Below are 21,445 nucleotides of genomic sequence, written 5' to 3'. Positions count from 1 at the left end.
GCCATGCCACCGGGTCGCAGGGAGTTATCGGATCATGATTTCGGGTAATCGGCGCGCGCGCCTTGTTTCGGTTCTGGCGCTGGGTGCGACGCTGGCGCTCCCTGTTCAGGCCCGGCCCGCGGAGTTGCCGGCGATCCTCTCCGACCCCGCGACCACGGCCGCCAATCCGCTGCCCGATTTTTCCTATGCCGGCTATGGTTTCGGCCTCGCGACGATCCCCGCCGATGCGGGCACTATCATCGACGTGACCGATCATGGCGCGATCCCCGACGACGGGCTCGACGACACGAAAGCGGTGCTCCGCGCGCTCGCGGCCGCCAATGCGGTGAAGGGCAAGGTGACGCTGCGTTTCCCAAGGGGGCGCACGCAGATCACCGAGGTGCTGCGAATCACGCGCAGCGACATCGTCCTCGACGGCGCGGGCAATGGGCCGGGCGGTAGCGAACTCTGGTTCCCGCGCCCGCTGAAGCTCATCGACAAGAGCCACGATTATGACGAGCTGCGCGAATATCTGGTGCGCGAGAAAAAGCAGCAGGTCGAGCCCGAGAATAATATCGACTATCTGTTCACCGAATATACCTGGTCGGGCGGGATGATCTATGTTGCGCCCGAGGGCAGCCGCCCGGTCTCCTACGACGGGACGAAGGATGTCCGCGATCCGGTGCTCGCGACCGGCGTGTCGGGCAAGCAGTTCGGCCGGACGCTGACGCTCGACAATGCGGCGAAGCTCAAGGCCGGCGACGTCGTGCAAGTGCAATGGTTCTCTGGCGACGGGCCGAAGAGCCGGATATTGAAATCGCTCTATGGCGACACCGATCTCTCGATCGGCTCGCACCACTGGACTTTCCCGAACCGGCCGGTGGTCGCGCAGGCGACGCGCATCGTGGCGGTACGCGGCAAGACGGTGACGCTCGGCGACCCGTTGCTGCACGACGTTCGCGCCGACCAGCCCGCGGTGGTCGCCGACTGGCAGCATCTGACGAACGTCGGCATCCAGAATCTGCGGCTGCAGTTCCCCGAGGCGCCGGCCTTCGGCCATCATCTCGAGCAGGGCTATAATGGTATCTATATGACCGGCGTGTTCGACGGCTGGGTCAGGAAGCTGACGATCGACCGCGCGGACAGCGGCGTCCTCACCGACAATGCCGCGAGCCTGACGATCGCCGACGTCACGACGACGGGCGATCGTCGCGCGCATTATTCGGTCCATGTCGGCGCGGTGCACAATGTGCTGGTCAAGGATCTGAAGGTCGAGAATCCGGTCGTCCACCCGGTCAGCATCAACACGCGCTCGACGCGATCGGTGTTCCTGCGTTCGGTCGTCGACAAGGATGCGATCATCGACCAGCACAGCGGGTCGAATCACCAGAATCTGTTCGACGCGATCGAGATGCATATCGATCCGAAACAGGGCAAGGACGGCTGGCAATATCAACTGTGGGTCGGCGGTGGCGCGCCTTACTGGAAGCCTGGACACGGGCTCTACAACACGCTCTGGAACGCGAAGCTCGTGATGCCCGACAGCGTGCCCGCCGATGCGACGGTTACGATCACCAGCGGGCTCGAAGGCCCCGGCGAGCGGATCGTCGGGCTGCACGCGAACCGCAGGATCGCGGTCCGCTACAATCCCGCGCCCTATATCGAGGGCACGGGGCAGGCGGTCGATGCCGCGCCGTCGCTCTACGAATATCAGCTCGCGCGCCGGCGGCGCTGAGGATCAGCGTCCCGGCGGCGGCGCGACCGACTGCCGCTCGACGAAAGTCGAGGCGAGAACATTGCTGTCGTCGTCGTCCTTGGCGCCCGGGCTCAGGAAGTCGGGAACGAGAGTCTGCGCGGCGCGGATGCCCATCTCGCGGATCGGCCAGCGTACGGTGCTGAGCGCGGGCCAGATGTGCGTCGCGGTCGGGCTGTCGTCGAAGCCGATGATCGACAATTCGCCGGGCACCCTGATGCCCTTGCCGTGCGCGACGCTCATCAGGCCCGCCGCCATCTCGTCGTTCGAACAGAAGACCGCGGTCGGCGGCGCGCTCAGCGAGAGCAACGCTTCGCCCGCTTCGATCCCGGCGGTGTAGCGATAATTGCCCGGCGCGTAGAGTTCGGCGGGGAGGTCGAGCCCCGCTTCGGCAAGCGCCGCGCGGAAACCCTCTTCGCGCTCGGCGGCGGACCGGAAGCCGACAGGGCCGCGGACGAAACCGATGCGGCGGTGGCCGAGCGCGACGAGCCCGCGCACCGCCTCGGCGACGACCTCGCGGTCGTTCGACGAGATGCAATGTTTCGCATCGTCGATCCGCGCCGATCCGATGCGGATATAACGCACCCCCAGATCCTCGCAGAGCTTGGCGAGATCGTCATTCTCCGAGATCGGCGGCAGCAGCATCGCACCGATCGGTCGCTGCTTTTCGAGGAAGGTGCGGACGTCCTCGAGCATCTTGTCCGACCCGCGGTCGACGGGGCGAACCAGCAGCGCGAGGTCGCTGTCCTTGATCGCGTCGAGTACGCCGCGCTGGAAATTGAGCACCGTCTGCGCGTTCGGATTGTCGTGGAGCAGCGCGATCAGGAAGTTGCGGCGAAACGCGAGCGCGCGCGCCTGCGGGTTGGGGACGAAGCCGAGCTGCTCGATCGCCTTTTCGACCGCGGTGCGTGTCTTGTCGGTCAGGAATTCGGAGCGGTTGATCACCCGGCTCACGGTCTTTTTCGACACCCCCGCAAGTGCCGCCACATCGTTGATCGTCGGCTGCTTGCTCCCCGGCCCCTTATTTTGTGCCGCCATATTCTGTCTTTCCCCTGCAAGCCTCTGGTCAGACCCGCGCTTTTCATGCTGATGGGCGCTCGAAAGCGTAAAATCAACCGCCCGGCGGGGGCATGAACATCACTTGACACCGGTTACCATTAAATCTAGCAAGGCGGCAAGCCAGAAATCTCGAGCGAGGAAGCGATCCCATGTTTTCCAAAACCTATTACGCCACCCATCCCGTCATGATGGAGGAGGTGTCGAATGCCGAGCTTCGCGATCGCTATCTGATCCAGGACCTGTTCCGCGAGGGCGAATGCGTCCTCAACTACACCCATGCCGACCGCTTCGTGATCGGCGGTGTCGCCGTGGGCGGCGCGCCGGTCAGGCTGCCGGCGCAGACCGAGCCGCCGTCGGCGGCGGGGCATCCGTTCCTCGAGCGCCGCGAGCTCGCGATCGTCAACGTCTCGTCGGTGGAAGGCATCGTCACCGTCGATGGCGAGAGCTTCACGCTCGGCAACAAGGATTGCCTCTATGTGACGATGGGCGCGAAGGACGTCGAATTCGCAGGGGCCGGCGCGCGCTATTATCTGGCGTCGTGCCCGGCGCACAAGGCGTTCACGACGCGCAAGCTCGGCATCGCCGACGCCAATGCCCTCGACCGTGGCAGCCTCGCCGAATCGAACGAGCGCACGATCTACCAGCTCGTCATCCCGGGCGTGTGCGACAGCGCGCAACTCGTCATGGGGCTGACCGTGCTCAAGGAAGGCAGCGTGTGGAACACGATGCCGCCGCACATCCACGAGCGCCGCAGCGAGATCTATTTCTACTTCGAGCTCGACAATGTCGACACCGACCGCGTGATGCACTTCATGGGCGAGGGCGAAGCGACGCGCCACATCGTGATGCAGAATGAGGAAGCGGTGATTTCGCCGCCCTGGTCGATCCACATGGGCGCGGGCACGAAATCCTATGCGTTCATCTGGGCGATGGCGGGCGAGAATCAGGATTATACCGACATGAACGTCCTCGACATCTGTCAGCTTAGCTAAGAGGTCATCCCTGACGAAAGAGGGAAGAAGGAATCACGGAATGCTATTCGACCTCTCGGGAAAAGTCGCGCTCGTCACCGGCGCCAACACCGGCATCGGACAGGGAATCGCGCTCGCGCTCGCCGAAGCCGGCGCCGACATCGCCGCCGCGGGCCGCTCGCCTGCGGACGAGACCGTCGGCAAGGTGCGCGGGCTGGGGCGGAAGGGCGAGAATTTCGCCGCCGACCTCTCGAGCGTCGGTGCGGTCCAGCCGCTCGTCGACGCAGTGCTCGCCGAGTTCGGCCGCATCGATATCCTCGTCAACAATGCCGGAATCATCCGCCGCGCCGATGCGGTCGACTTCACCGAAGCCGACTGGGACGCGGTGATGGACACCAATCTGAAGACGCTCTTCTTCCTCTGCCAGGCGGCCGGGCGTCACATGATCGCGCGCGGGTCGGGCAAGATCATCAACATCGCCTCGATGCTGACCTTCCAGGGCGGTATCCGCGTACCGAGCTACACGGCGTCGAAATCGGGCGTCGGCGGGCTCACCAAGCTGCTTGCGAACGAATGGGCGGCGAAGGGCGTGCAGGTCAATGCGATCGCGCCCGGCTATATCGCGACGAACAACACCGCCGCGCTGCAGGGCGACGAGACGCGCAACCGCCAGATCATGGAACGCATCCCCGCGGGCCGCTGGGGCGATCCCGCCGACATCGGCGGCGCCGCGGTGTTCCTCGCCTCGTCGGCGTCGGATTATGTGCAGGGCCATATCCTCGCCGTCGACGGCGGCTGGCTCGCGCGCTAGCATCGCGTGATGTCCGGCCGCCTTGTCTTTTTCGGCGAACTGCTGATCCGCCTGACCGCGCCGGGCAACGAACTGCTGATGCAGTCGCCCTCGCTGTCGCTCCACGTCGGCGGCGCCGAGGCGAATGTCGCGATCGGGCTCGCGCATCTCGGCCACGACTGCGCGATGGTCAGCAAGGTTCCCTCGAACGCACTGGGTCGCGGTGCGGTGGCGGCGGTGCGCGGCGCGGGCGTCGATTGCGCCGCCGTCACGCTTCATCCGGGGCGCATGGGTCTCTATTTCCTCAGCGTCGGCGCGGGGCTCCGTGCTTCGGAGATCGTCTACGACCGCGCGGGGTCGTGCTTCGCGGCGACAGGGCCCGAAGATTATGATTTCGACGGCCTGCTCGCGGATGCGGGGCTGCTCCATCTGTCGGGCATCACGCCCGCACTCGGGCCGCGCTCGGCCGAGGCGGCGCTCGGCGCGGCGCGCGCGGCGAAGCGGCTCGGAGTCCCGGTCAGCTTCGACGGCAATTACCGCGCGATGCTGTGGGAAGCGTGGGACAGCGACCCGCGCGCGATCCTTTCCGAACTGATCGGCACCGCCGACATATTGTTCGGCAACCACCGCGACCTCTCGCTCGTGCTCGGCCGCGAATTCAGCGGCGATGGCGAGGATCGGCGCCGCGAGGCGGCCGAAGCGGGCTTCGCTGCCTTCCCGGGGCTTCGGCTGATCGCCTCGACCGCGCGCCATACGGTCACTGCCGACCATCACCGCATCGCGGCGCGCGTCGACCTTCGTGACCATGGGCACCAGACCGAAGAGGTTGACGTCACCGGCATCGTCGACCGCATCGGTGCCGGCGATGCCTTCGCCGCCGGGGTGCTCCACGCGCATCTGTCGGGCGGCGATGCGCGGGCGATGGCTGAATCGGGTCTCGCGCTCACTTGCCTCAAGCACTCGCTTCCGGGCGATGCGAGCCGCTTCGGGCAGGCCGATATCGACGCCTTTCACGGCGGCGGACTCGACGTCCGGCGCTAAGCCGGCGGTTTCCCCTTCATTCGGCATCGAAACCGCAAACCCGCACCCAATCCGTTATTCGCTTGCCTTTGACACCGGTGTCTCTTAGACGCTTTCAGGGAAGAGGGAAAAGACAAATATGCCGGCTAGCCCCGAACAGGAAAAAGTGGCCCGCGCCTTTCTGGCAGCGCGCGCGCAGAAGACACCGCTTACCGCATATCCCGGCGCGCTGCCGCAAACGATGGCGGACGCCTATGCGATACAGGATGCCGCGATCGCACTCGACGGGCGGCAGGTCGGCGGCTGGAAGGTCGGGCGCATCGCGGCGGACCTTGTCGACCGTTATGGCGACAATCGGCTGACGGGCCCGATTTTCAGCGACGAGATTGTCGATGGCAGCGTCGGGCAGGTGCCTGCGATGCCCGTTTATGCCGCGGGGTTCGCGGCGGCCGAGGCCGAGGTTCTGCTCTGTTTCGGCGAGGTCGGCACGCGCGACCATGACATCGCTTCGGTCCGCGATTGCATTGCCGATGTGCGCACGGGAATCGAGGTCGCGAGTTCGCCCTTCGCCGGGATCAACGGGCACGGTCCCGCCGTCACGGCGTCGGATTATGGCAACAACAAGGGCCTCATCCTTGGTCCGTCGATTCCCGACTGGCGCGACATCGACCTCGTCCGGATGCCCGTCGAAATGGCGATCGATGGCGAGGCCGTCGGCGCCGCCACGATGACGACGATGCTCGACGGCCCGTTCGGCTCGGCGCTATTCCTGATTCGTACGCTCCGTGCGCGTGGCATAGCTATTCCTCCCGGAACATGGGTGTCCGCCGGTGCGATCACCGGTATTCACGAAATAGGACCCGGCCAGCGCGCCGACGCAGTGTTCGACGGAAAGATCCGCGTCAGCTGTTCCATCACCGGCTAACAGGCCAAACGGGAGAGAGAAATGGCACAGGCAATCGCGGACGGAGGTGCGGCGTCGCCGGTGCCCAGGTCCGGTCGTTACCGCTGGCTGATCGTCGCGGTGCTGTTCGCCGCGACCACGGTCAACTATATCGACCGCACCATGCTCGGCCTGCTCGCGCCGACGCTCGGCGACGAGCTCAAGTGGACCGAGAACGACTATGGCAACATAGTCACCGCCTTCCAATTCGCCTATGCGCTGGGCTTTCTGCTCATGGGCTGGCTGATCGACCGTTTCGGTCCCAAGGTCGGCTATGCGATCGCGATCGGCATCTGGACCGTCGGCCATGTCGCCCACGGCTTCGCCTCGTCGATCGTCTCCTTCATGCTCGCGCGTGTCATTCTCGGGGTCGGCGAGGCGGGGCATTTTCCTTCGGTCGTCCGCGCGTCGAGTGAATGGTTTCCCCAGAAAGAGCGCTCCTATGCGATCGGCTGGGTGAACAGCGCGACGACGATCGGTGTCATCCTGACCGCCCCGACGATCGCGTTCTTCATGCGCATCCTCGGCTTCGACTGGCGTGAAACCTTCATCTATACCGGCGCCTTCGGTGTCATCCTGCTGCTACTCTGGCTCTGGCTCTACAGCAACCCGCGCGAAAGCGGGAAGGTCAGCGAAGCCGAACTCGCGTGGATCGAACATGACCCGCCCGAAAAGGTCGAGCGGCTCGGCTGGGGCGCGATCGTCAGCAAGCGCGAGGCCTGGGCCTTTGCGGTCGCGAAATTCCTGACCGATCCGGTCTGGTTCCTGATGCTCTTCTGGCTGCCCAAATATTTCAGCACCACCTACGACGTCGATCTCAAGATCGTGCTGCTGCCGATGATCATCATGTATCTCCTGTCCGATGCTGGCAGCATCCTCGGCGGCTGGGTATCGTCGAAGCTGATCCAGTCGGGCCATAGCGTCAATTTCGCGCGCAAGGCGACGATGATCGGCGCGGGCTGCTGTGTCCTGCCGCTGCTGTTCGTCACCGGGCTCGACAATATGTGGCTCGCGGTCGTGCTGATCGGCATCGCTCTCGCGGGGCATCAGGCTTTCTCGTCGACGATCCTGTCGATCCCGCCCGACATGTTCCCGAAGCGCGCGGTCGGTTCGGTGATCGGGCTCGGCGGTTTCGCGGGCGGCGTCGGCGGGATGATCATGGCGAAATCGACGGGGCTCGTGCTCGATGCGACGGGGGGCAATTACACGATCATCTTCGCCGCCTGCACCATCGTCTATTTCCTCGCGGTGTTCGCGGTCCATCTGTTGAGCCCGCGCCTCGCGCCGGTAACCGTGAAAAGCGCGTGACCCGTCCGCTGACCCTGCATCCCGACCGCCTCTTGCCGTCCGACCCGGCGCAGCGCGACATCGCGCGCCGGCTCTACGGGCAAGTGGCGGGCCTGCCGATCATCAGCCCGCACGGACATACCGATCCAGGCTGGTTTGCGGGCAACGCGCCCTTCGGCAATGCCGCGGAGTTGCTCCTCCACCCCGACCATTATGTGTTCCGGATGCTCTATTCGCAGGGCATTTCGCTCGATGCGCTCGGGATCCGGAACCCCGACGCCGATCCGCGCGCGAGCTGGCGGCTGTTCGCGGAGAATTATCATCTCTTCCGCGGCACCCCGTCTCGGATGTGGATGGACTGGGTATTCGCCGAGGCGTTCGGCTTCGATGTGCAATTTTCGGCCGAGACGTCGGACCTTTATTACGACCGCATCACCGACGCGCTGGCGACCGATGCCTTTCGCCCGCGCGCGCTGTTCGACCGCTACCGCATCGAGGTGATCGCGACGACAGAAAGCCCGATCGACACGCTCGAGCATCATGCAGTGATCCGCGCCGCCAACGAAAGCGGCGAGTGGCGCGGCCGCGTGGTCACCGCCTATCGTCCCGATCCTGTGGTCGACCCGGAGTTCGAGGGCTTTCGCGACAATCTCCGGCGTTTTTCCGAGCTGTCGGGCGAGGATGCGTTCAGCTATGCGGGCTATCTCGCCGCGCATCGCAACCGCCGCGCCTTCTTCGCCGAAATGGGCGCGACCTCGACCGATCACGGCCACCCGACCGCGGCGACCGCCGACCTGTCGGACGCGGAGGCCGAAACCCTGTTCGCGCGCGTTACCGCGGGCAACGTCAGCGCCGAAGACGCCGAGCTGTTCCGCGCGCATATGCTGACCGTGATGGCGGGCATGAGCCTCGATGACGGGCTGGTGATGCAGATACACCCGGGCGCCTTCCGCAATCATAACCCGTGGCTCTTTGAACATTATGGGCGCGACAAGGGTGCCGATATCCCGACAAACACCGACTATGTCCACGCGTTGCGCCCGCTGCTCGGCCGCTACGGGAACGAGGCCGACCTCACGATCATCCTCTTCACGCTCGACGAGACGAGCTACGCGCGTGAACTCGCGCCGCTCGCGGGCCATTATCCGGCGCTGAAGCTCGGCCCCGCCTGGTGGTTCCACGACAGTCCCGAAGGGATGCGGCGTTTCCGCGGGGCAATGACCGAGACCGCTGGCTTCTACAACACGGTCGGCTTCAACGACGACACGCGCGCATTCCTGTCGATCCCCGCGCGCCACGATGTCGCGCGGCGCATCGATTGCGGCTTCCTCGCCGGGCTCGTCGCCGAGCACCGGATGGAGGAATGGGAGGCGGCCGAACTCGCGACCGACCTCAGCTACAATCTCGCCAAGGCGGCATACAGGCTGTGAGGCTGTCGCCGCAAACCACGCTCCCGGCTTCGATACAGATGCCGGGCTACGACCGGGCGGCGCAGGCGGCGGGCATCGTCCACATCGGCATCGGCGCGTTCCACCGCGCGCATCAGGCGGTCTACACCGACGATGCGATGGCTGCGGGCGACCGCAACTGGGGCATCGTCGGCGTGTCGTTGCGTTCGGGTGACGTCGCGGCGCAGCTCAATCCGCAGGGCGGCCTTTATACGGTCAGCAAGCGGAGCGCGACGGGCAGCGAAATGCGGTTGATCGGTGCGGTACAAAAGGTCCTCGTCGCGGCCGACGATCCGCAGACCGTCATCGATGCCATCGCCGCGCCGACGACCCATATCGTGAGCTTCACCGTCACCGAGAAGGGCTATCTGCGCCGTCCCGACGGGGCGCTCGACCTCGCTGCGGCGATCGGCGGATCAAGCCTCTATCGTTTCGTGGCCGCGGGCCTCGCCGCGCGAAAGGCCGCGGGACTTGGCGGGCTCACGCTGCTCAGCTGCGATAATCTGCCGGGCAATGGCGCGGTGCTGCGCCGGTTGATGCGCGAATATCTTGCCGCCTATCACCCTGGCCTCTCGGCGTGGTTCGACGGCGAGTGCACCTGTCCGGCCACGATGATCGACCGCATCGTGCCCGCGACGACCGATGCCGACCGCGCCAGGGTCGAAGCCGAACTCGGCGCGCGCGACGAGGGCGCTCTCGTCACCGAAGCCTTCAGCCAGTGGGTGATCGAGGATGATTTCGCCGGTCCGCGCCCGCGTTGGGAGGCGGTGGGGGCCGAACTCGTCGCCGACGTCGCGCCCTACGAGACCGCAAAGCTCCGAATGCTCAACGGCGCGCATTCGGCGCTTGCATACATCGGCCTCGGGAGGGGGCATGAATTCGTGCATCAGGCGATTGCCGACCCCGCGATCCGACCCCTGATCGACCGGCTGATGCGCGACGAGGCCGCGCCGACGATCGAGGTGGCGCCGGGGCAGGATCTTTCCGCCTATGCCGATGCGCTGCTGGACCGCTTCACCAATCCGGCGCTCCATCACCGGCTGATCCAGATCGCGATGGACGGCAGCCAGAAGATTCCGCAGCGTTGGCTCGAAACGCTGGCGTGGCATCAGGCGCGTGGGGCTTGCTGCCCCTCGATCGAGGCCGCGATCGCGGCGTGGCTCGCCTTCCTGCGCAGCGACCATCCGCTCGACGACCCGCTGGCAGTCGGGCTGCGCGAAGCAGCGGCGAGTCCCCATGCGGTCGAAAGGATATTCGGCGAGGGCGGTCTGATCGCCTCCGGATGGAAACCGGCCTAGGCCGGTACCAGCAGCCCTCGGCTCTCGCGCACCTCCGCGTCGAGCCAGTCGATGAACGCCCGGATGCGCGGCTGCGGCGCGACGTCGCGGTGGAGCGCGAGCCAGAAGGCGCGCGCGATCACCTGATCGGGCCGTGCGCGCACCAGTCCGGGATCGCCCGCTGCAAGAAAGCATGGCAGCACGCCGACCCCCGCGCCGCCGGCGATCATCCGACGCTGCGCGAGGATCGACGAGGAACGCACCTTGGCGCGTAGTCCCGGTTCGATCTCTCCCAGATAATCGAGCTCGGGCGCATAGAGGATGTCGGGCATATAGCCGATCACCGGAATTCCGGCGCGCGACAGCGGGGTCGTGGCAACCGTGTCCAGCCAGTCGGCGCGGTCGGCGGGGGCGTAGAGGCCGAGGCTGTAGTCGGCGAGCTTGCGCGTGATCAGCGGGCCTTTCCTGGGCCGCGCGAGAAGCACCGCCATATCGGCCTCGCGCCGCGAGGGGTTCAAAAAGCCCGACGAGGCGACGAGGTCGATCTCCAGCTCGGGATGCGCCGCGACGAAATTGCCCAACCGGGGGGCGATGAAACTGTTGCCGAAGCCTTCCGATACGCTGACGCGGAGTTGTCCCGACAGGCCCGAGCCGCCTTCGCGTTCGGAATGGATGCGCGCCGCCGCCGCCGCCATCGCTTCGGCATGCGGAACGAGCGCCCGGCCCGCCGCCGTCAGAACGAAACCTGTCGGCGCGCGTTCGAAGAGCGTCCGGCCCAGCGCGGCTTCGAGCGCACTCACCTGCCGGCTGACCGTAGTGGCATCGACGTGCAGCGCCGCGCCGGCGCGCGCGAGCGTGCCATGGCGTGCGACGAACAGGAAATATTGCAGCTTGTCCCAGTCCATGAACTGCAAATATGCAGGATGATCCTGCAAGTCTATCCCTTGCAATCGCTCCGTAACTGGTCTGTGGCAGCGTCAGCCAATCACGGGAGACTCAGGACATGCGACAGATCGACCATCACATCGTCGGCGGCGCCGGCGGCAGCAGCCGCTTCGGCGATGTCCTCGACCCCAACAACGGCGGCGTGCAGGCGCAGGTCGCGCTTGGCGACCGCGCCGTTCTCGATCGCGCGGTGGCTGCCGCGAAGGCGGCGCAGCCGGCGTGGGCCGCGACGAACCCGCAGCGCCGCGCGCGCGTGATGTTCGAATTCAAGCGCCTCGTCGAAGCGAACATGAACCAGCTCGCCGAAATGCTCTCGTCGGAACATGGCAAGGTGATCGCCGACTCGAAGGGCGACATTCAACGTGGTCTGGAAGTCATCGAATTCTGTTGCGGCATCCCCCATGTGCTGAAGGGCGAATATACGCAGGGCGCCGGGCCCGGCATCGACGTCTATTCGATGCGCCAGCCGATCGGCATCGGCGCGGGCATTACCCCGTTCAACTTTCCCGCGATGATCCCGCTGTGGATGGGCGGCGTCGCGACTGCGGTCGGCAACGCCTTCATCCTCAAGCCCAGCGAGCGCGATCCGTCGGTTCCCGTCCGCCTGTCGGAGCTGTTCCTCGAGGCGGGCATGCCCGCGGGCATCTTCCAGACCGTCCATGGCGACAAGGAAATGGTCGACGCGATCCTCGACCATCCCGACATCGGCGCGGTCAGCTTCGTCGGCTCGTCGGACATCGCGCATTATGTCTACAACCGCGGCGTGTCGGCCGGGAAGCGCGTGCAGGCGATGGGCGGCGCGAAGAACCACGGCATCGTCATGCCCGACGCCGACCTCGATCAGGTGGTGAACGACCTCACCGGCGCGGCCTTCGGCTCGGCGGGCGAGCGCTGCATGGCGCTGCCGGTCGTCGTTCCGGTCGGCGAGGACACCGCGAACCGGCTCCGCGAGAAACTGGTCCCCGCGATCGAGGCGCTGCGCGTCGGCGTGTCGACCGATGCCGAGGCGCATTACGGCCCCGTCGTCACGCAGGCGCACAAGGACAAGGTCGAGGGCTGGATCGCCAAATGTGCGGACGAGGGCGCCGAGCTCGTCGTCGACGGCCGCGGCTTCGCCTTGCAGGGGCACGAGAAGGGCTTCTTCGTCGGCCCGACGCTGTTCGACCATGTCACGACCGACATGGAATCGTACAAGGAGGAAATCTTCGGCCCCGTACTGCAGATCGTCCGCGCGCCCGATTTCGAAACCGCGCTGGAACTGCCCTCAAAGCACCAGTACGGCAACGGCGTCGCCATCTTCACGCGCAACGGCCACGCCGCGCGCGAATTCGCTGCGCGCGTCAACGTCGGCATGGTCGGCATCAACGTGCCGATCCCGGTGCCCGTCGCCTATCACACGTTCGGCGGCTGGAAGCGCTCGGCGTTCGGCGACACCAACCAGCACGGCATGGAAGGCGTCAAATTCTGGACCAAGGTCAAGACCGTCACCGCGCGCTGGCCCGACGGGTCGCCCGACGGCGGCAATGCCTTCGTGATTCCGACGATGGGCTGACGCCGCTTGTTGCGGCGCCTGCTCCTTCCTCTTCTGGCCCTGTTGCTGCTGCCGGTTCCGGCGGCGGCGCAGAAGATGATCGCGCTGTCGTTCGACGATGTGCCGCGCGGGCGCGGCGCCTTCTTCACGCCCGACGAGCGCACGCAGCGGATCATCGCCGAACTGAAGAAGGCGAAGGCGCCGCAGGCGGTTTTCTTCGTCAATCCCGGTGCGATCGGGCAGGGCGACGGCGTCGGCGGCGAGCAGCGCATCGCCGCCTACGTCGCCGCGGGTCATGTCATCGCCAACCACGGCAACAGCCACAAGCGCCTGAGTGCGACCGATACCGCCGCCTATCTCGCCGATATCGACGCGGCCGAAGCCTGGCTCAAGGGGCGGCCCGGCTATCGCCCCTGGTTCCGCTTTCCGTTCCTCGACGAGGGCGGGAAGGACAAGGTCAGGCGCGACGCGTTGCGCGCCGGACTCGCCGCGCGCGGGCTCCGCAACGGCTATGTCACCGCCGAATCCTCCGATTGGCACCTCGAAAATCTGACGCGCGAGGCGGTACAGGCAGGAAGGAGGATCGACCGCAAGGCGCTCGGCGACCTCTATGTCAGCTGGCACGTCGAGGCGGCCGATTTCGCCGACGCGATGCTGCGCCGCGTTACCGGTCGTCAGCCGGTGCAGGTGATGCTGCTCCACGAAACCGATCTCGCCGCGCTCCATATCGGCGACCTTGTCCGCGCGCTCCGCAAGGCGGGCTGGACGGTGGTCAGTGCCGACCGGGCCTATGCCGATCCGCTGGGCGAGGAGATGCCCGACGTCCCGGCCGCGCAGGGAACGCTGACCGAGGCGCTCGCCTGGGCGGCGGGCGTCCCCGCGCCGCGCTGGTATCGCTACAACCAGACCGATCTCGCGACCGCGGTGTTCCGCGACAAGGTGCTCGGCGAAAGCGCCGCCGAATGATGCCTTGCAGCATGAAACCCGCCGGCCGCGCCGGGCATTCTCCTCTCGAAGGAGACGAGAGATGACCCGCTTTACGCTTCCCGCCGCTTTGCTGCTGCTTGCCGCGTGCAGCGGCGGCAAGGACGAGGAAACCGGCCCCGAGGCCACTGCGACGATCGGCCCGCTGCAAAAGGCGGAACCCCCTGCGCCCGTCGAGCCGCCCGGGGCGGCGGTGGACGCCGATTTGCCCGAAGCCGCCGACGAGGCGCCGGCGAAGCCCGAAACAGGGGCCGCCGTCGATGGCAAGACGATCCCCGCCGCGATCCGCGGGCGCTGGGCGCTCAAGGTCGCCGATTGCAAGGCGAGGAAGGGCACCGACCTCACCGCGCTGACGATCGATGCGACGAACCTGCGCTTCTACGAATCGCACGGCGAACTCGCCCGCGTCCGCGAGAGCGACGCGACCCGCATCGTCGCCGACTATAAATTCAGCGGCGAAGGCGTCGAATGGGATCGCCGGATGCGGCTCGATCTCGCCGATGGCGGCAAGACGCTCGTCCGCCGCGATTCGGGCGAGGGTGCCGCGGCGGGCGCGATGCGCTATACGCGCTGCGCCGGATGACGGCTTTTTGAAAGGGAGACGAAAGATGGACATTCGCATTCTGGCAATTGCCGCCGTTCTGCCGCTCGCCGCCTGCGCGAGCAGCGAAACCCCCGTCGAATCGACCCCGACCCCGCCGGCCGAAGCCGAAATGACGTGCAAGGCCGATGCGGTGCAAAGCTATGTCGGCCAGACCGCGACCCCCGACCTCGGTGGCGCGATCCTGAAGGCCGCAGGTGCGCGCACGCTGCGCTGGGGCCCGCCGCGTTCGGCGATGACGATGGATTACCGTGTCGACCGCGTGAACGTCATGTACGACGACGCCTACAAGATCACGCAGGTCACCTGTGGCTGACGGCCAACCGAAAAACGGGGGGCGCCGCAATCACAGCTCGGCGTCCCCGTTCGAACCCGTCTACGGCTACAGCCGCGCGGTTCGGGTGGGGAACCGCATCGACGTCGCGGGCTGTGCGCCGATCGAGCCCGATGGCACGTCGACCCCCGGTGATGCCGGGGCACAGGCGGCGCGGTGCATCGCGATCATCGGCGAGGCGCTCGAGGCGCTCGGCGGCAGCTATGCCGATGTCGTGCGCACCCGCATGTACATCACCGATGCCGCCGACGCCGACCTCGTCGGACACGCGCACGGATCGGCATTCAAAAATGTCCGACCGGCATCGACAATGCTGGTTGTGCCCGGACTGATCCGCCCCGAGTGGAAGGTCGAAATCGAAGCCGAAGCCATTTTAGAGAAATGACCATGACCGACCAGTTCCAGCTTACCGACGATCAGCTCGCCATCCAGGATATGGCGCGCAAGTTCACCGCCGACCGCATCACGCCCTTCGCGGCCGAATGGGACGAGAAAAGCCACTACCCCGTCGACGTGTGGAAGGCGGCGGGCGAGCTCGGCTTCGGCGCGATCTACGTCGCCGAGGAATCGGGCGGCATCGGGCTCGGCCGATTGGAAGCCGCGCTGATCATGGAGGCGATGGCCTATGGCTGCCCGGCGACCAGCGCCTATGTCTCGATCCATAATATGGCGACGTGGATGATCGATCGCTTCGGCGGCGCCGGGATCAAGGCGCGCTTCCTGCCCGACCTCGTGAGCATGGAGAAGATCGCGAGCTATTGCCTGACCGAACCCGGCTCGGGGTCCGACGCCGCCGCGCTCAAGACGACCGCGAAGAAGGACGGCGACCATTATGTGCTGAACGGCACCAAGCAGTTCATCTCGGGCGCGGGCACCAACGACATCTATGTCTGCATGGTGCGCACCGGTGAGGAAAAGTCGAAGGGCATCTCCTGCCTCGTCGTCGAAAAAGATACGCCGGGGCTGAGCTTTGGCGCCCCCGAGAAGAAGCTCGGCTGGAACGCATCCCCCACCGCGCAGGTGATTTTCGAGGATTGCCGCGTGCCCGCCGAAAATCTGGTCGGCGCCGAGGGCGACGGCTTCCGTTTCGCGATGGCGGGGCTCGACGGCGGCCGGCTCAACATCGGTGCCTGCTCGCTCGGCGGCGCGCAGCGCTGCCTCGACGAGGCGATCGCCTATACGAAGGATCGCCAGCAGTTCGGGTCCCCGATCGCCGATTTCCAGAACACCCAGTTCATGCTCGCCGACATGGCGACCGACCTCGAAGCCTCGCGCGCGCTGCTCTATATGGCGGCGGCAAAGGTCACCGCGAACGCCCCCGACAAGTCGCGCTTCTCGGCGATGGCGAAGCGGCTCGCGACCGACAATGGCAGCAAGATCGTCAACGACGCGCTCCAGCTCTTCGGCGGCTACGGCTATTTGCGCGACTATCCGATCGAGCGTTTCTGGCGCGACCTGCGCGTCCACTCGATCCTCGAAGGCACCAACCAGGTGATGCGGATGATCGTAGGAAGGGACCTGCTGCGCCAATGACCGACGATGTTCTGATTTCGACCGACGTCCGCGCCGGTCGCATCTCGCTCAACCGCCCCAAGGCGATCCACGCGCTCAACCTGCCGATGTGTCAGGCGATGATCGACGCGCTGCTTAAGTGGCGCGATGACGACGCGGTCGAGGCGGTGATCATCGACCATAGCGAGGGCCGCGGCTTCTGCGCCGGCGGCGATATCCGCATGCTCGCGGAGAGCGGCGCGCGGGACGGCAAGGAGGCGCGCCTCTTCTTCCACAGCGAATATCGCCTCAACCATCTGCTCTTCACTTATCCGAAGCCCGTCGCCGCCTTCATGGACGGTATCACCATGGGCGGCGGGGTCGGCATTTCGCAGCCCGCCAAATACCGCATCGCGACCGAACATACGCGCTTCGCGATGCCCGAAACCGGGATCGGCCTCTTCCCCGACGTCGGCGGCGGCTGGTATCTGCCGCGCCTCGAAGGGCGGGTCGGCGTCTATCTCGCGCTCACCGGGGCGCGGCTTGACGGGGCGGAATGCCTCGCGCTCGGCCTCGCGACACATTATCTGCCGTCGGAGAAGCTCGCCGAGGCGAAGGCGCGCATCGCGGTCGACCCCGACCGCATCGGCGGCATATTGGGCGAACTCTCGGTCACCGCGCCGCCCGCCGCGATCACCGGCCAGATCGAACGGATCAACCGTCTGTTCGCGAGCGACACCTATGAGGATATCCTGACCGCGCTTGCGGCCGACGGCGGCGAATGGGCCGAAAAGGAACTCGCGACGCTCCGCGGCAAATCGCCGCAAACCTGCAAGGTCGCGCTGCGCCAGCTCAAGGAAGGCGGCGAGATGCACGACTTTGCGGATCAGATGCGTCAGGAATATGCGATCGGCAGTCGCGTCGTCCGGATGCACGACTTCATCGAGGGTGTGCGGGCGCTGATCATCGACAAGGACAACAGCCCCAAATGGGATCCGCCGACCCCCGAGGCGGTCACCGACGACTGGATCGACGCGATCTTCGCGCCGCTTCCCGACAATGAGAAATGGACCCCGCTCAGCTAACCTCGTCACCCCGGACTTGATCCGGGGTCCACGCGGCCATGGACGCCGGATCAAGTCCGGCATGACGAAATCCGGAGATGATGTGAATGACCTACGAAACCCTCCTCGTCGAAGCGCGCGGCGCCGTCACGCTGGTGACGTTGAACCGCCCGCAGGCCTTGAACGCGCTGAACTCCCGCGTCCTCGATGACCTGATCGCGGCTTTCGCGGCGTTCGAAGCCGATCCCGGCCAGCGCTGCGCCGTCCTCACCGGCTCGGGTGACAAGGCGTTCGCCGCGGGCGCCGACATCAAGGAAATGGCCGACAAGCCCGCCGCCGACTTCTATCTCGAGGACTTCTTCTCGAAATGGACGAGCGACTTCGTGAAAAAGGTCCGCAAGCCGTGGATCGCCGCGGTGGGCGGTTTCGCGCTCGGCGGCGGCTGCGAGCTTGCGATGATGGCCGACTTCATCATTGCATCGGACAAGGCGAAATTCGGCCAGCCTGAAATCAAGCTCGGCGTCGCGCCCGGCATGGGCGGGTCGCAGCGGCTGACACGCGCGGTCGGCAAGGCGAAGGCGATGGAAATGTGCCTCACCGGCCGGATGATGGACGCCGCCGAGGCCGAGCGCTCGGGGCTCGTCGCGCGCGTCGTCGCGCATGAAACGCTGGTCGACGAAGCGGTGAAGACCGCGACCACGATCGCGGCCATGCCGCCGATGGCCGCGATGGTGAACAAGGACATGGTCAACGCCGCGTTCGAGACCACGCTCGATCAGGGGCTGATCTACGAACGCCGCCTGTTCCAGATACTCGCGGCGACCGAGGACAAGGCCGAAGGTATGGCCGCCTTCATCGAAAAGCGCGAAGGCGCGTGGAAAGGTCGCTGACATGAAAATCGCTTTTATCGGACTCGGAAATATGGGCGGCGGGATGGCCGCGAATCTTGCGAAGGCGGGGCACGAGGTACGTGCTTTCGACCTAAGTGAAGAGGCGCTCACGCGTGCCGTCGAGGCGGGGTGCACGCGCGCAGTATCGGCCGCCGAAGCCGTCACCGGCGCCGAGGCGGTGGTGACGATGCTTCCCGCGGGCAAGCATGTCGCCTCGGTCTACGAAACCGATGTCTTCCCGAATGCCGCGCCGGGCACCTTGCTCCTCGATTGCTCGACGATCGACGTCGCGACCGCGCGCGCCAATATCGAGGCGGCAACGGCGAAAGGTCTCGTCGCGGTCGACGCGCCCGTCTCGGGCGGTATCGCCGCCGCCAATGCGGGAACCTTGACCTTCATGGTCGGCGGCACCGGCGAAGGCTTCGCACGCGCCGAACCGATCCTCGCCAAAATGGGCAAGGCGGTGATCCACGCCGGCGACGCGGGCGCCGGACAGGGCGCGAAGATCTGCAACAACATGCTGCTCGGCGCGTCGATGGTCGCGACGTGCGAAACGCTCGCGCTCGCGCAGAAGCTCGGACTCGATCCGCAGAAATTCTTCGATATCGCGAGCGTCTCGTCGGGTCAGTGCTGGTCGTTGACCTCTTACGCGCCGCTTCCCGGCGTCGGCCCGACCACCCCGGCCGACAACGACTACAAGGGCGGGTTCGCCGCGGCGCTGATGCTCAAGGACCTCCGTCTCGCGATGGAAGCGGCCGCGAGCGTCGACGCCGACGTCCCGATGGGCACCAAAGCGCGCGAACTCTACGAAGCCTTTGTCGAGGCCGACAGGGACGGCCGCGACTTCTCGGCGATCATCAGGACGCTTCAGTAAAAGTCCGCGGTCTCGCCGCCGTCGCGGCGGTCGGTACGATGCACCTGTGTCGGCGCCTTGCGATCGCCGGTGCGGACCTCGATCCGTCCGTCGACCCGCCGTATCTCGGCGGGCGCCAGTATCCGCGCGCGCGCGACGGCAATGGCAGTGACCTGCGGAGCCGCCACGGGTGCCGCGAGCGGGGCGCTGCCGGCGAGCAGGAGGACGGCAAGGGCGGACATGACGTTCATGCTCTGCCCTGACGGCAGATCCTGCCAGCGCTTTAACCCTGAATCACAGGTTTTTGCTCATGCCCGCGGCGCCCGCGGGGCAAAAGAAAGGCCGCCTGCCCCACCGCGGGACAGACGGCCTGATCTTCGTAAGCGGAGAAGAGCCTAGAAGCCCGCCTTCGCCTCGGCCTTTTCCTTGAGCAGCGGCGCGATCTCGAAACCATGTTTTTCGAGCGCCGCAACGATCTTGTCGGTGCCTTCGAGCCCGGCCCAGAACATCGGGCCGCCGCGATAGACCGGCCAGCCATAGCCATAGATCCACACGACATCGATATCCGACGCGCGTTGCGCCTTGCCTTCGGCGAGGATCAGCGCACCCTCGTTGACCATCGGATAGAGCGTGCGCTCGATGATCTCCTGATCGGTGATCTCGCGCTTCTCGACCCCCGCCTTCTTGCGGAACTCCTCGATGATCTCGGCGACGCGCGGACTTTCCGACGGATTGCGCTTTTCGTCATAGTCATAGAAGCCCGCCTGCTTCTTCTGGCCCCAGCGGCCCTCGGCGGCGAGCGCGTCGCGGATGCTCTCGATCCGGTTCGGGTCGCGGTGCCAGCCGATGTCGACGCCCGCAAGGTCGCTCATCTGGAACGGTCCCATCGGCATGCCGAATTCGACATGCACCTTGTCGACCTGTGCCGGGGTCGCGCCTTCGAGCAGCAGCTTCATCGCCTCGACCTGCCGCGGCTTCAGCATGCGGTTGCCGATGAAGCCGTCGCACACGCCCGCGACCACCGCGACCTTGCCGATCTTCTTACCCGTAGCCATTGCCGTGGCGAGCGCATCGGGCGCGGTCTTGTCGCCGCGCACCACCTCCAGCAGTTTCATGACATTGGCGGGCGAGAAGAAGTGCATGCCGAGCACGTCGCCGGGGCGGCTCGTCGCGGTCGCGATCTCGTCAACGTCGAGATAGCTTGTGTTCGACGCGAGGATCGCGCCCGACTTGGCGATCTTGTCGAGCTTGCCGAAGATGTCCTTCTTGACGTCCATATTTTCATAGACCGCCTCGATGATCAGGTCGCAGTCGGCGAGGTCGTCGAGGCTGAGGCTCGGCGTCAGCAGCCCCATCATCTGGTCGACCTGTTCGGGCTTGAAGCGACCCTTGGCGGCCGACGCGTCGTAATTCTTGCGGACCACGCCGACGCCGCGATCGAGCGCGTCCTGCGCCATCTCGACGATCGTGACGGGGATACCCTTCTGGAGGAAGTTCATCGAGATGCCGCCGCCCATCGTGCCCGCGCCGATCACGCCGACCTTTTTGATATCGCGCAGCTGCGTGTCCTTGGGCAGGCCGTCGATCTTCGCGGCCTGGCGTTCGGCGAAGAAGATATGACGCTGCGCCGCCGACTGGCTTCCGAACATCAGCTTCATGAACTGTTCGCGTTCGAATGCGAGGCCCTCGTCGAAGGGCAGGCGCGTCGCGGCCTCGACGCAGGCGAGGTTGGCGTAGGGCGCCTCGAAGCCGCGCCAGCGCTTGGCGTTCGCGGCCTTCAGTTGTTCGATCACTGCGACATCACCGAACACCGGGCGCTCGCGTGTCGGGCGGGGGCCGTCGGCGATCTTCGCGCGCGCAAAGGCGATGGCATCCTGGGCAAGGCTGTCCTCGCCCGCGAGTTCGTCGACGAGGCCGAGTTCCTTCGCCTTGGCTGCGGGCAGCGGGTCGCCGGTCGAGGTCATCGTCGCCGCGGCCTCGACGCCGACGACGCGCGGCAGGCGCTGCGTGCCGCCCGCGCCGGGCAGCAGGCCGAGCTTCACTTCGGGCACGCCGAGCTTCGCCGACGGCACCGCGACGCGGTAATGGCAGACGAGCGCGGTTTCGAGCCCGCCGCCGAGCGCTGTCCCGTGAATCGCCGCGACGACGGGTTTCGACGCCGCTTCGATGCTGTTGAGCACCGCGTTGAAATCGGGGCCGCGCGGCGGCTTGCCGAATTCGCTGAT

Annotated in this window: 20 protein-coding genes and 1 pseudogene; 17 read left to right on the top strand and 4 right to left on the bottom strand. The window is 66.2% G+C overall.

Annotated features, from left to right (window positions below; all coding sequences use genetic code 11):
* Positions 1-34 precede the first annotated feature (34 nt).
* On the top strand, positions 35-1,714 hold the full coding sequence (locus tag JHC57_RS11605; RefSeq protein ID WP_294030170.1) for a hypothetical protein: 1,680 nt from the start codon (positions 35-37) through the stop codon (positions 1,712-1,714).
* Between the two features lie 3 nt (positions 1,715-1,717).
* On the opposite strand, the gene JHC57_RS11600 is transcribed toward JHC57_RS11605, so the two are convergent.
* Entirely contained in the window at positions 1,718-2,770 is a 1,053-nt protein-coding gene (locus JHC57_RS11600; RefSeq protein ID WP_294030169.1) for a LacI family DNA-binding transcriptional regulator, read from the bottom strand.
* A gap of 170 nt (positions 2,771-2,940) precedes the next feature.
* Between JHC57_RS11600 and kduI the strand changes: the two genes are divergently transcribed.
* The 7 genes from kduI to JHC57_RS11565 all read left to right on the top strand — a co-directional run bounded on the left by kduI (position 2,941) and on the right by JHC57_RS11565 (position 10,548).
* Entirely contained in the window at positions 2,941-3,783 is an 843-nt protein-coding gene (kduI, locus tag JHC57_RS11595; protein WP_294030168.1) for a 5-dehydro-4-deoxy-D-glucuronate isomerase, read from the top strand.
* Positions 3,784-3,823: 40 nt separating this feature from the next.
* Positions 3,824-4,573, top strand: coding sequence for a 2-dehydro-3-deoxy-D-gluconate 5-dehydrogenase KduD (kduD, locus tag JHC57_RS11590; protein WP_294030167.1), 750 nt, complete (start codon positions 3,824-3,826; stop codon positions 4,571-4,573).
* Positions 4,574-4,582: 9 nt separating this feature from the next.
* Positions 4,583-5,593, top strand: a complete 1,011-nt coding sequence (locus JHC57_RS11585; RefSeq protein ID WP_294030166.1) for a sugar kinase — start codon at positions 4,583-4,585, stop codon at positions 5,591-5,593.
* A gap of 118 nt (positions 5,594-5,711) precedes the next feature.
* Positions 5,712-6,497 (top strand): 2-keto-4-pentenoate hydratase, encoded by a 786-nt coding sequence (locus JHC57_RS11580; protein WP_294030165.1) that lies wholly within the window; start codon positions 5,712-5,714, stop codon positions 6,495-6,497.
* A 21-nt stretch (positions 6,498-6,518) separates the two neighbouring features.
* Positions 6,519-7,823 (top strand): MFS transporter, encoded by a 1,305-nt coding sequence (locus JHC57_RS11575; RefSeq protein ID WP_294030164.1) that lies wholly within the window; start codon positions 6,519-6,521, stop codon positions 7,821-7,823.
* On the top strand, positions 7,820-9,232 hold the full coding sequence (uxaC, locus tag JHC57_RS11570) for a glucuronate isomerase (protein WP_294030163.1): 1,413 nt from the start codon (positions 7,820-7,822) through the stop codon (positions 9,230-9,232). Before JHC57_RS11575 ends, uxaC begins: the two co-directional genes overlap by 4 nt.
* Before the next feature lie 38 nt (positions 9,233-9,270).
* On the top strand, positions 9,271-10,548 hold the full coding sequence (locus JHC57_RS11565) for a mannitol dehydrogenase family protein (protein WP_294030161.1): 1,278 nt from the start codon (positions 9,271-9,273) through the stop codon (positions 10,546-10,548).
* Here the strand turns inward: JHC57_RS11565 and JHC57_RS11560 are convergent.
* On the bottom strand, positions 10,545-11,432 hold the full coding sequence (locus tag JHC57_RS11560) for a LysR family transcriptional regulator (protein WP_294030174.1): 888 nt from the start codon (positions 11,430-11,432) through the stop codon (positions 10,545-10,547). The genes JHC57_RS11565 and JHC57_RS11560 overlap by 4 nt on opposite strands.
* A 98-nt stretch (positions 11,433-11,530) precedes the next feature.
* On the opposite strand from JHC57_RS11560, the gene JHC57_RS11555 reads away from it, so the two are divergent.
* The 9 genes and pseudogenes from JHC57_RS11555 to mmsB all read left to right on the top strand — a co-directional run.
* The gene (locus JHC57_RS11555; RefSeq protein WP_294030160.1) at positions 11,531-13,024 is read left to right on the top strand and encodes a CoA-acylating methylmalonate-semialdehyde dehydrogenase; all 1,494 of its coding nucleotides are present in this window, start codon (positions 11,531-11,533) and stop codon (positions 13,022-13,024) included.
* 9 nt (positions 13,025-13,033) lie between these two features.
* A complete protein-coding gene (locus JHC57_RS11550) occupies positions 13,034-13,969 on the top strand; it encodes a polysaccharide deacetylase family protein (RefSeq protein WP_294030159.1) in 936 nt (311 codons plus the stop codon).
* Positions 13,970-14,030: 61 nt separating this feature from the next.
* Positions 14,031-14,570, top strand: a complete 540-nt coding sequence (locus JHC57_RS11545; protein ID WP_294030158.1) for a hypothetical protein — start codon at positions 14,031-14,033, stop codon at positions 14,568-14,570.
* 25 nt (positions 14,571-14,595) lie between these two features.
* Positions 14,596-14,904, top strand: coding sequence for an I78 family peptidase inhibitor (locus JHC57_RS11540; protein WP_294030157.1), 309 nt, complete (start codon positions 14,596-14,598; stop codon positions 14,902-14,904).
* Positions 14,897-15,307 carry a RidA family protein gene (locus tag JHC57_RS11535; RefSeq protein WP_294030156.1) on the top strand — a complete coding sequence of 137 codons (411 nt, stop codon included), beginning with the start codon at positions 14,897-14,899 and terminating at the stop codon, positions 15,305-15,307. Before JHC57_RS11540 ends, JHC57_RS11535 begins: the two co-directional genes overlap by 8 nt.
* Positions 15,308-15,309: 2 nt before the next feature.
* Entirely contained in the window at positions 15,310-16,455 is a 1,146-nt protein-coding gene (locus JHC57_RS11530; protein WP_294030155.1) for an acyl-CoA dehydrogenase family protein, read from the top strand.
* Positions 16,452-17,498 (top strand): enoyl-CoA hydratase/isomerase family protein, encoded by a 1,047-nt coding sequence (locus JHC57_RS11525; RefSeq protein WP_294030154.1) that lies wholly within the window; start codon positions 16,452-16,454, stop codon positions 17,496-17,498. The genes JHC57_RS11530 and JHC57_RS11525 overlap by 4 nt, the downstream gene beginning before the upstream one ends.
* 86 nt (positions 17,499-17,584) lie before the next feature.
* Positions 17,585-18,367: an enoyl-CoA hydratase-related protein gene (locus JHC57_RS11520; protein ID WP_294030153.1), complete on the top strand. Its 783-nt coding sequence runs from the start codon at positions 17,585-17,587 to the stop codon at positions 18,365-18,367.
* Positions 18,366-19,241 (top strand): annotated as a pseudogene (gene mmsB / locus JHC57_RS11515) (3-hydroxyisobutyrate dehydrogenase); the annotation flags it as partial. The gene JHC57_RS11520 and the pseudogene mmsB, both read left to right, overlap by 2 nt.
* Here mmsB and JHC57_RS11510 read toward each other — a convergent pair.
* The gene (locus JHC57_RS11510) at positions 19,235-19,471 is read right to left on the bottom strand and encodes a hypothetical protein (RefSeq protein WP_294030152.1); all 237 of its coding nucleotides are present in this window, start codon (positions 19,469-19,471) and stop codon (positions 19,235-19,237) included. The pseudogene mmsB and the gene JHC57_RS11510 overlap by 7 nt on opposite strands.
* Before the next feature lie 144 nt (positions 19,472-19,615).
* The coding region (locus tag JHC57_RS11505; protein ID WP_294030151.1) for a 3-hydroxyacyl-CoA dehydrogenase NAD-binding domain-containing protein at positions 19,616-21,445 on the bottom strand (1,830 nt) is incomplete at its 5' end.

This window comes from Sphingopyxis sp. (assembly GCF_016463645.1).
Lineage (GTDB): Bacteria > Pseudomonadota > Alphaproteobacteria > Sphingomonadales > Sphingomonadaceae > Sphingopyxis.
The sequence above is the reverse complement of the archived record's forward strand: the minus strand, read 5'-3'. Positions and strand labels throughout refer to the sequence as shown.

Bases quoted from the DNA above. Each gene is read 5' to 3' on its own strand.
- JHC57_RS11575 (WP_294030164.1), top strand. From the start codon at position 6,519: ATGGCACAGGCAATCGCGGACGGAGGTGCGGCGTCGCCGGTGCCCAGG.
- JHC57_RS11545 (WP_294030158.1), top strand. From the start codon at position 14,031: ATGACCCGCTTTACGCTTCCCGCCGCTTTGCTGCTGCTTGCCGCGTGC.
- kduI (WP_294030168.1), top strand. From the start codon at position 2,941: ATGTTTTCCAAAACCTATTACGCCACCCATCCCGTCATGATGGAGGAG.
- JHC57_RS11510 (WP_294030152.1), bottom strand. From the start codon at position 19,471: ATGAACGTCATGTCCGCCCTTGCCGTCCTCCTGCTCGCCGGCAGCGCC.
- JHC57_RS11600 (WP_294030169.1), bottom strand. From the start codon at position 2,770: ATGGCGGCACAAAATAAGGGGCCGGGGAGCAAGCAGCCGACGATCAAC.
- kduD (WP_294030167.1), top strand. From the start codon at position 3,824: ATGCTATTCGACCTCTCGGGAAAAGTCGCGCTCGTCACCGGCGCCAAC.
- JHC57_RS11560 (WP_294030174.1), bottom strand. From the start codon at position 11,432: ATGGACTGGGACAAGCTGCAATATTTCCTGTTCGTCGCACGCCATGGC.
- JHC57_RS11580 (WP_294030165.1), top strand. From the start codon at position 5,712: ATGCCGGCTAGCCCCGAACAGGAAAAAGTGGCCCGCGCCTTTCTGGCA.
- JHC57_RS11585 (WP_294030166.1), top strand. From the start codon at position 4,583: ATGTCCGGCCGCCTTGTCTTTTTCGGCGAACTGCTGATCCGCCTGACC.
- JHC57_RS11565 (WP_294030161.1), top strand. From the start codon at position 9,271: ATGCCGGGCTACGACCGGGCGGCGCAGGCGGCGGGCATCGTCCACATC.
- JHC57_RS11605 (WP_294030170.1), top strand. From the start codon at position 35: ATGATTTCGGGTAATCGGCGCGCGCGCCTTGTTTCGGTTCTGGCGCTG.
- JHC57_RS11520 (WP_294030153.1), top strand. From the start codon at position 17,585: ATGACCTACGAAACCCTCCTCGTCGAAGCGCGCGGCGCCGTCACGCTG.
- JHC57_RS11530 (WP_294030155.1), top strand. From the start codon at position 15,310: ATGACCGACCAGTTCCAGCTTACCGACGATCAGCTCGCCATCCAGGAT.
- JHC57_RS11555 (WP_294030160.1), top strand. From the start codon at position 11,531: ATGCGACAGATCGACCATCACATCGTCGGCGGCGCCGGCGGCAGCAGC.
- JHC57_RS11540 (WP_294030157.1), top strand. From the start codon at position 14,596: ATGGACATTCGCATTCTGGCAATTGCCGCCGTTCTGCCGCTCGCCGCC.
- JHC57_RS11525 (WP_294030154.1), top strand. From the start codon at position 16,452: ATGACCGACGATGTTCTGATTTCGACCGACGTCCGCGCCGGTCGCATC.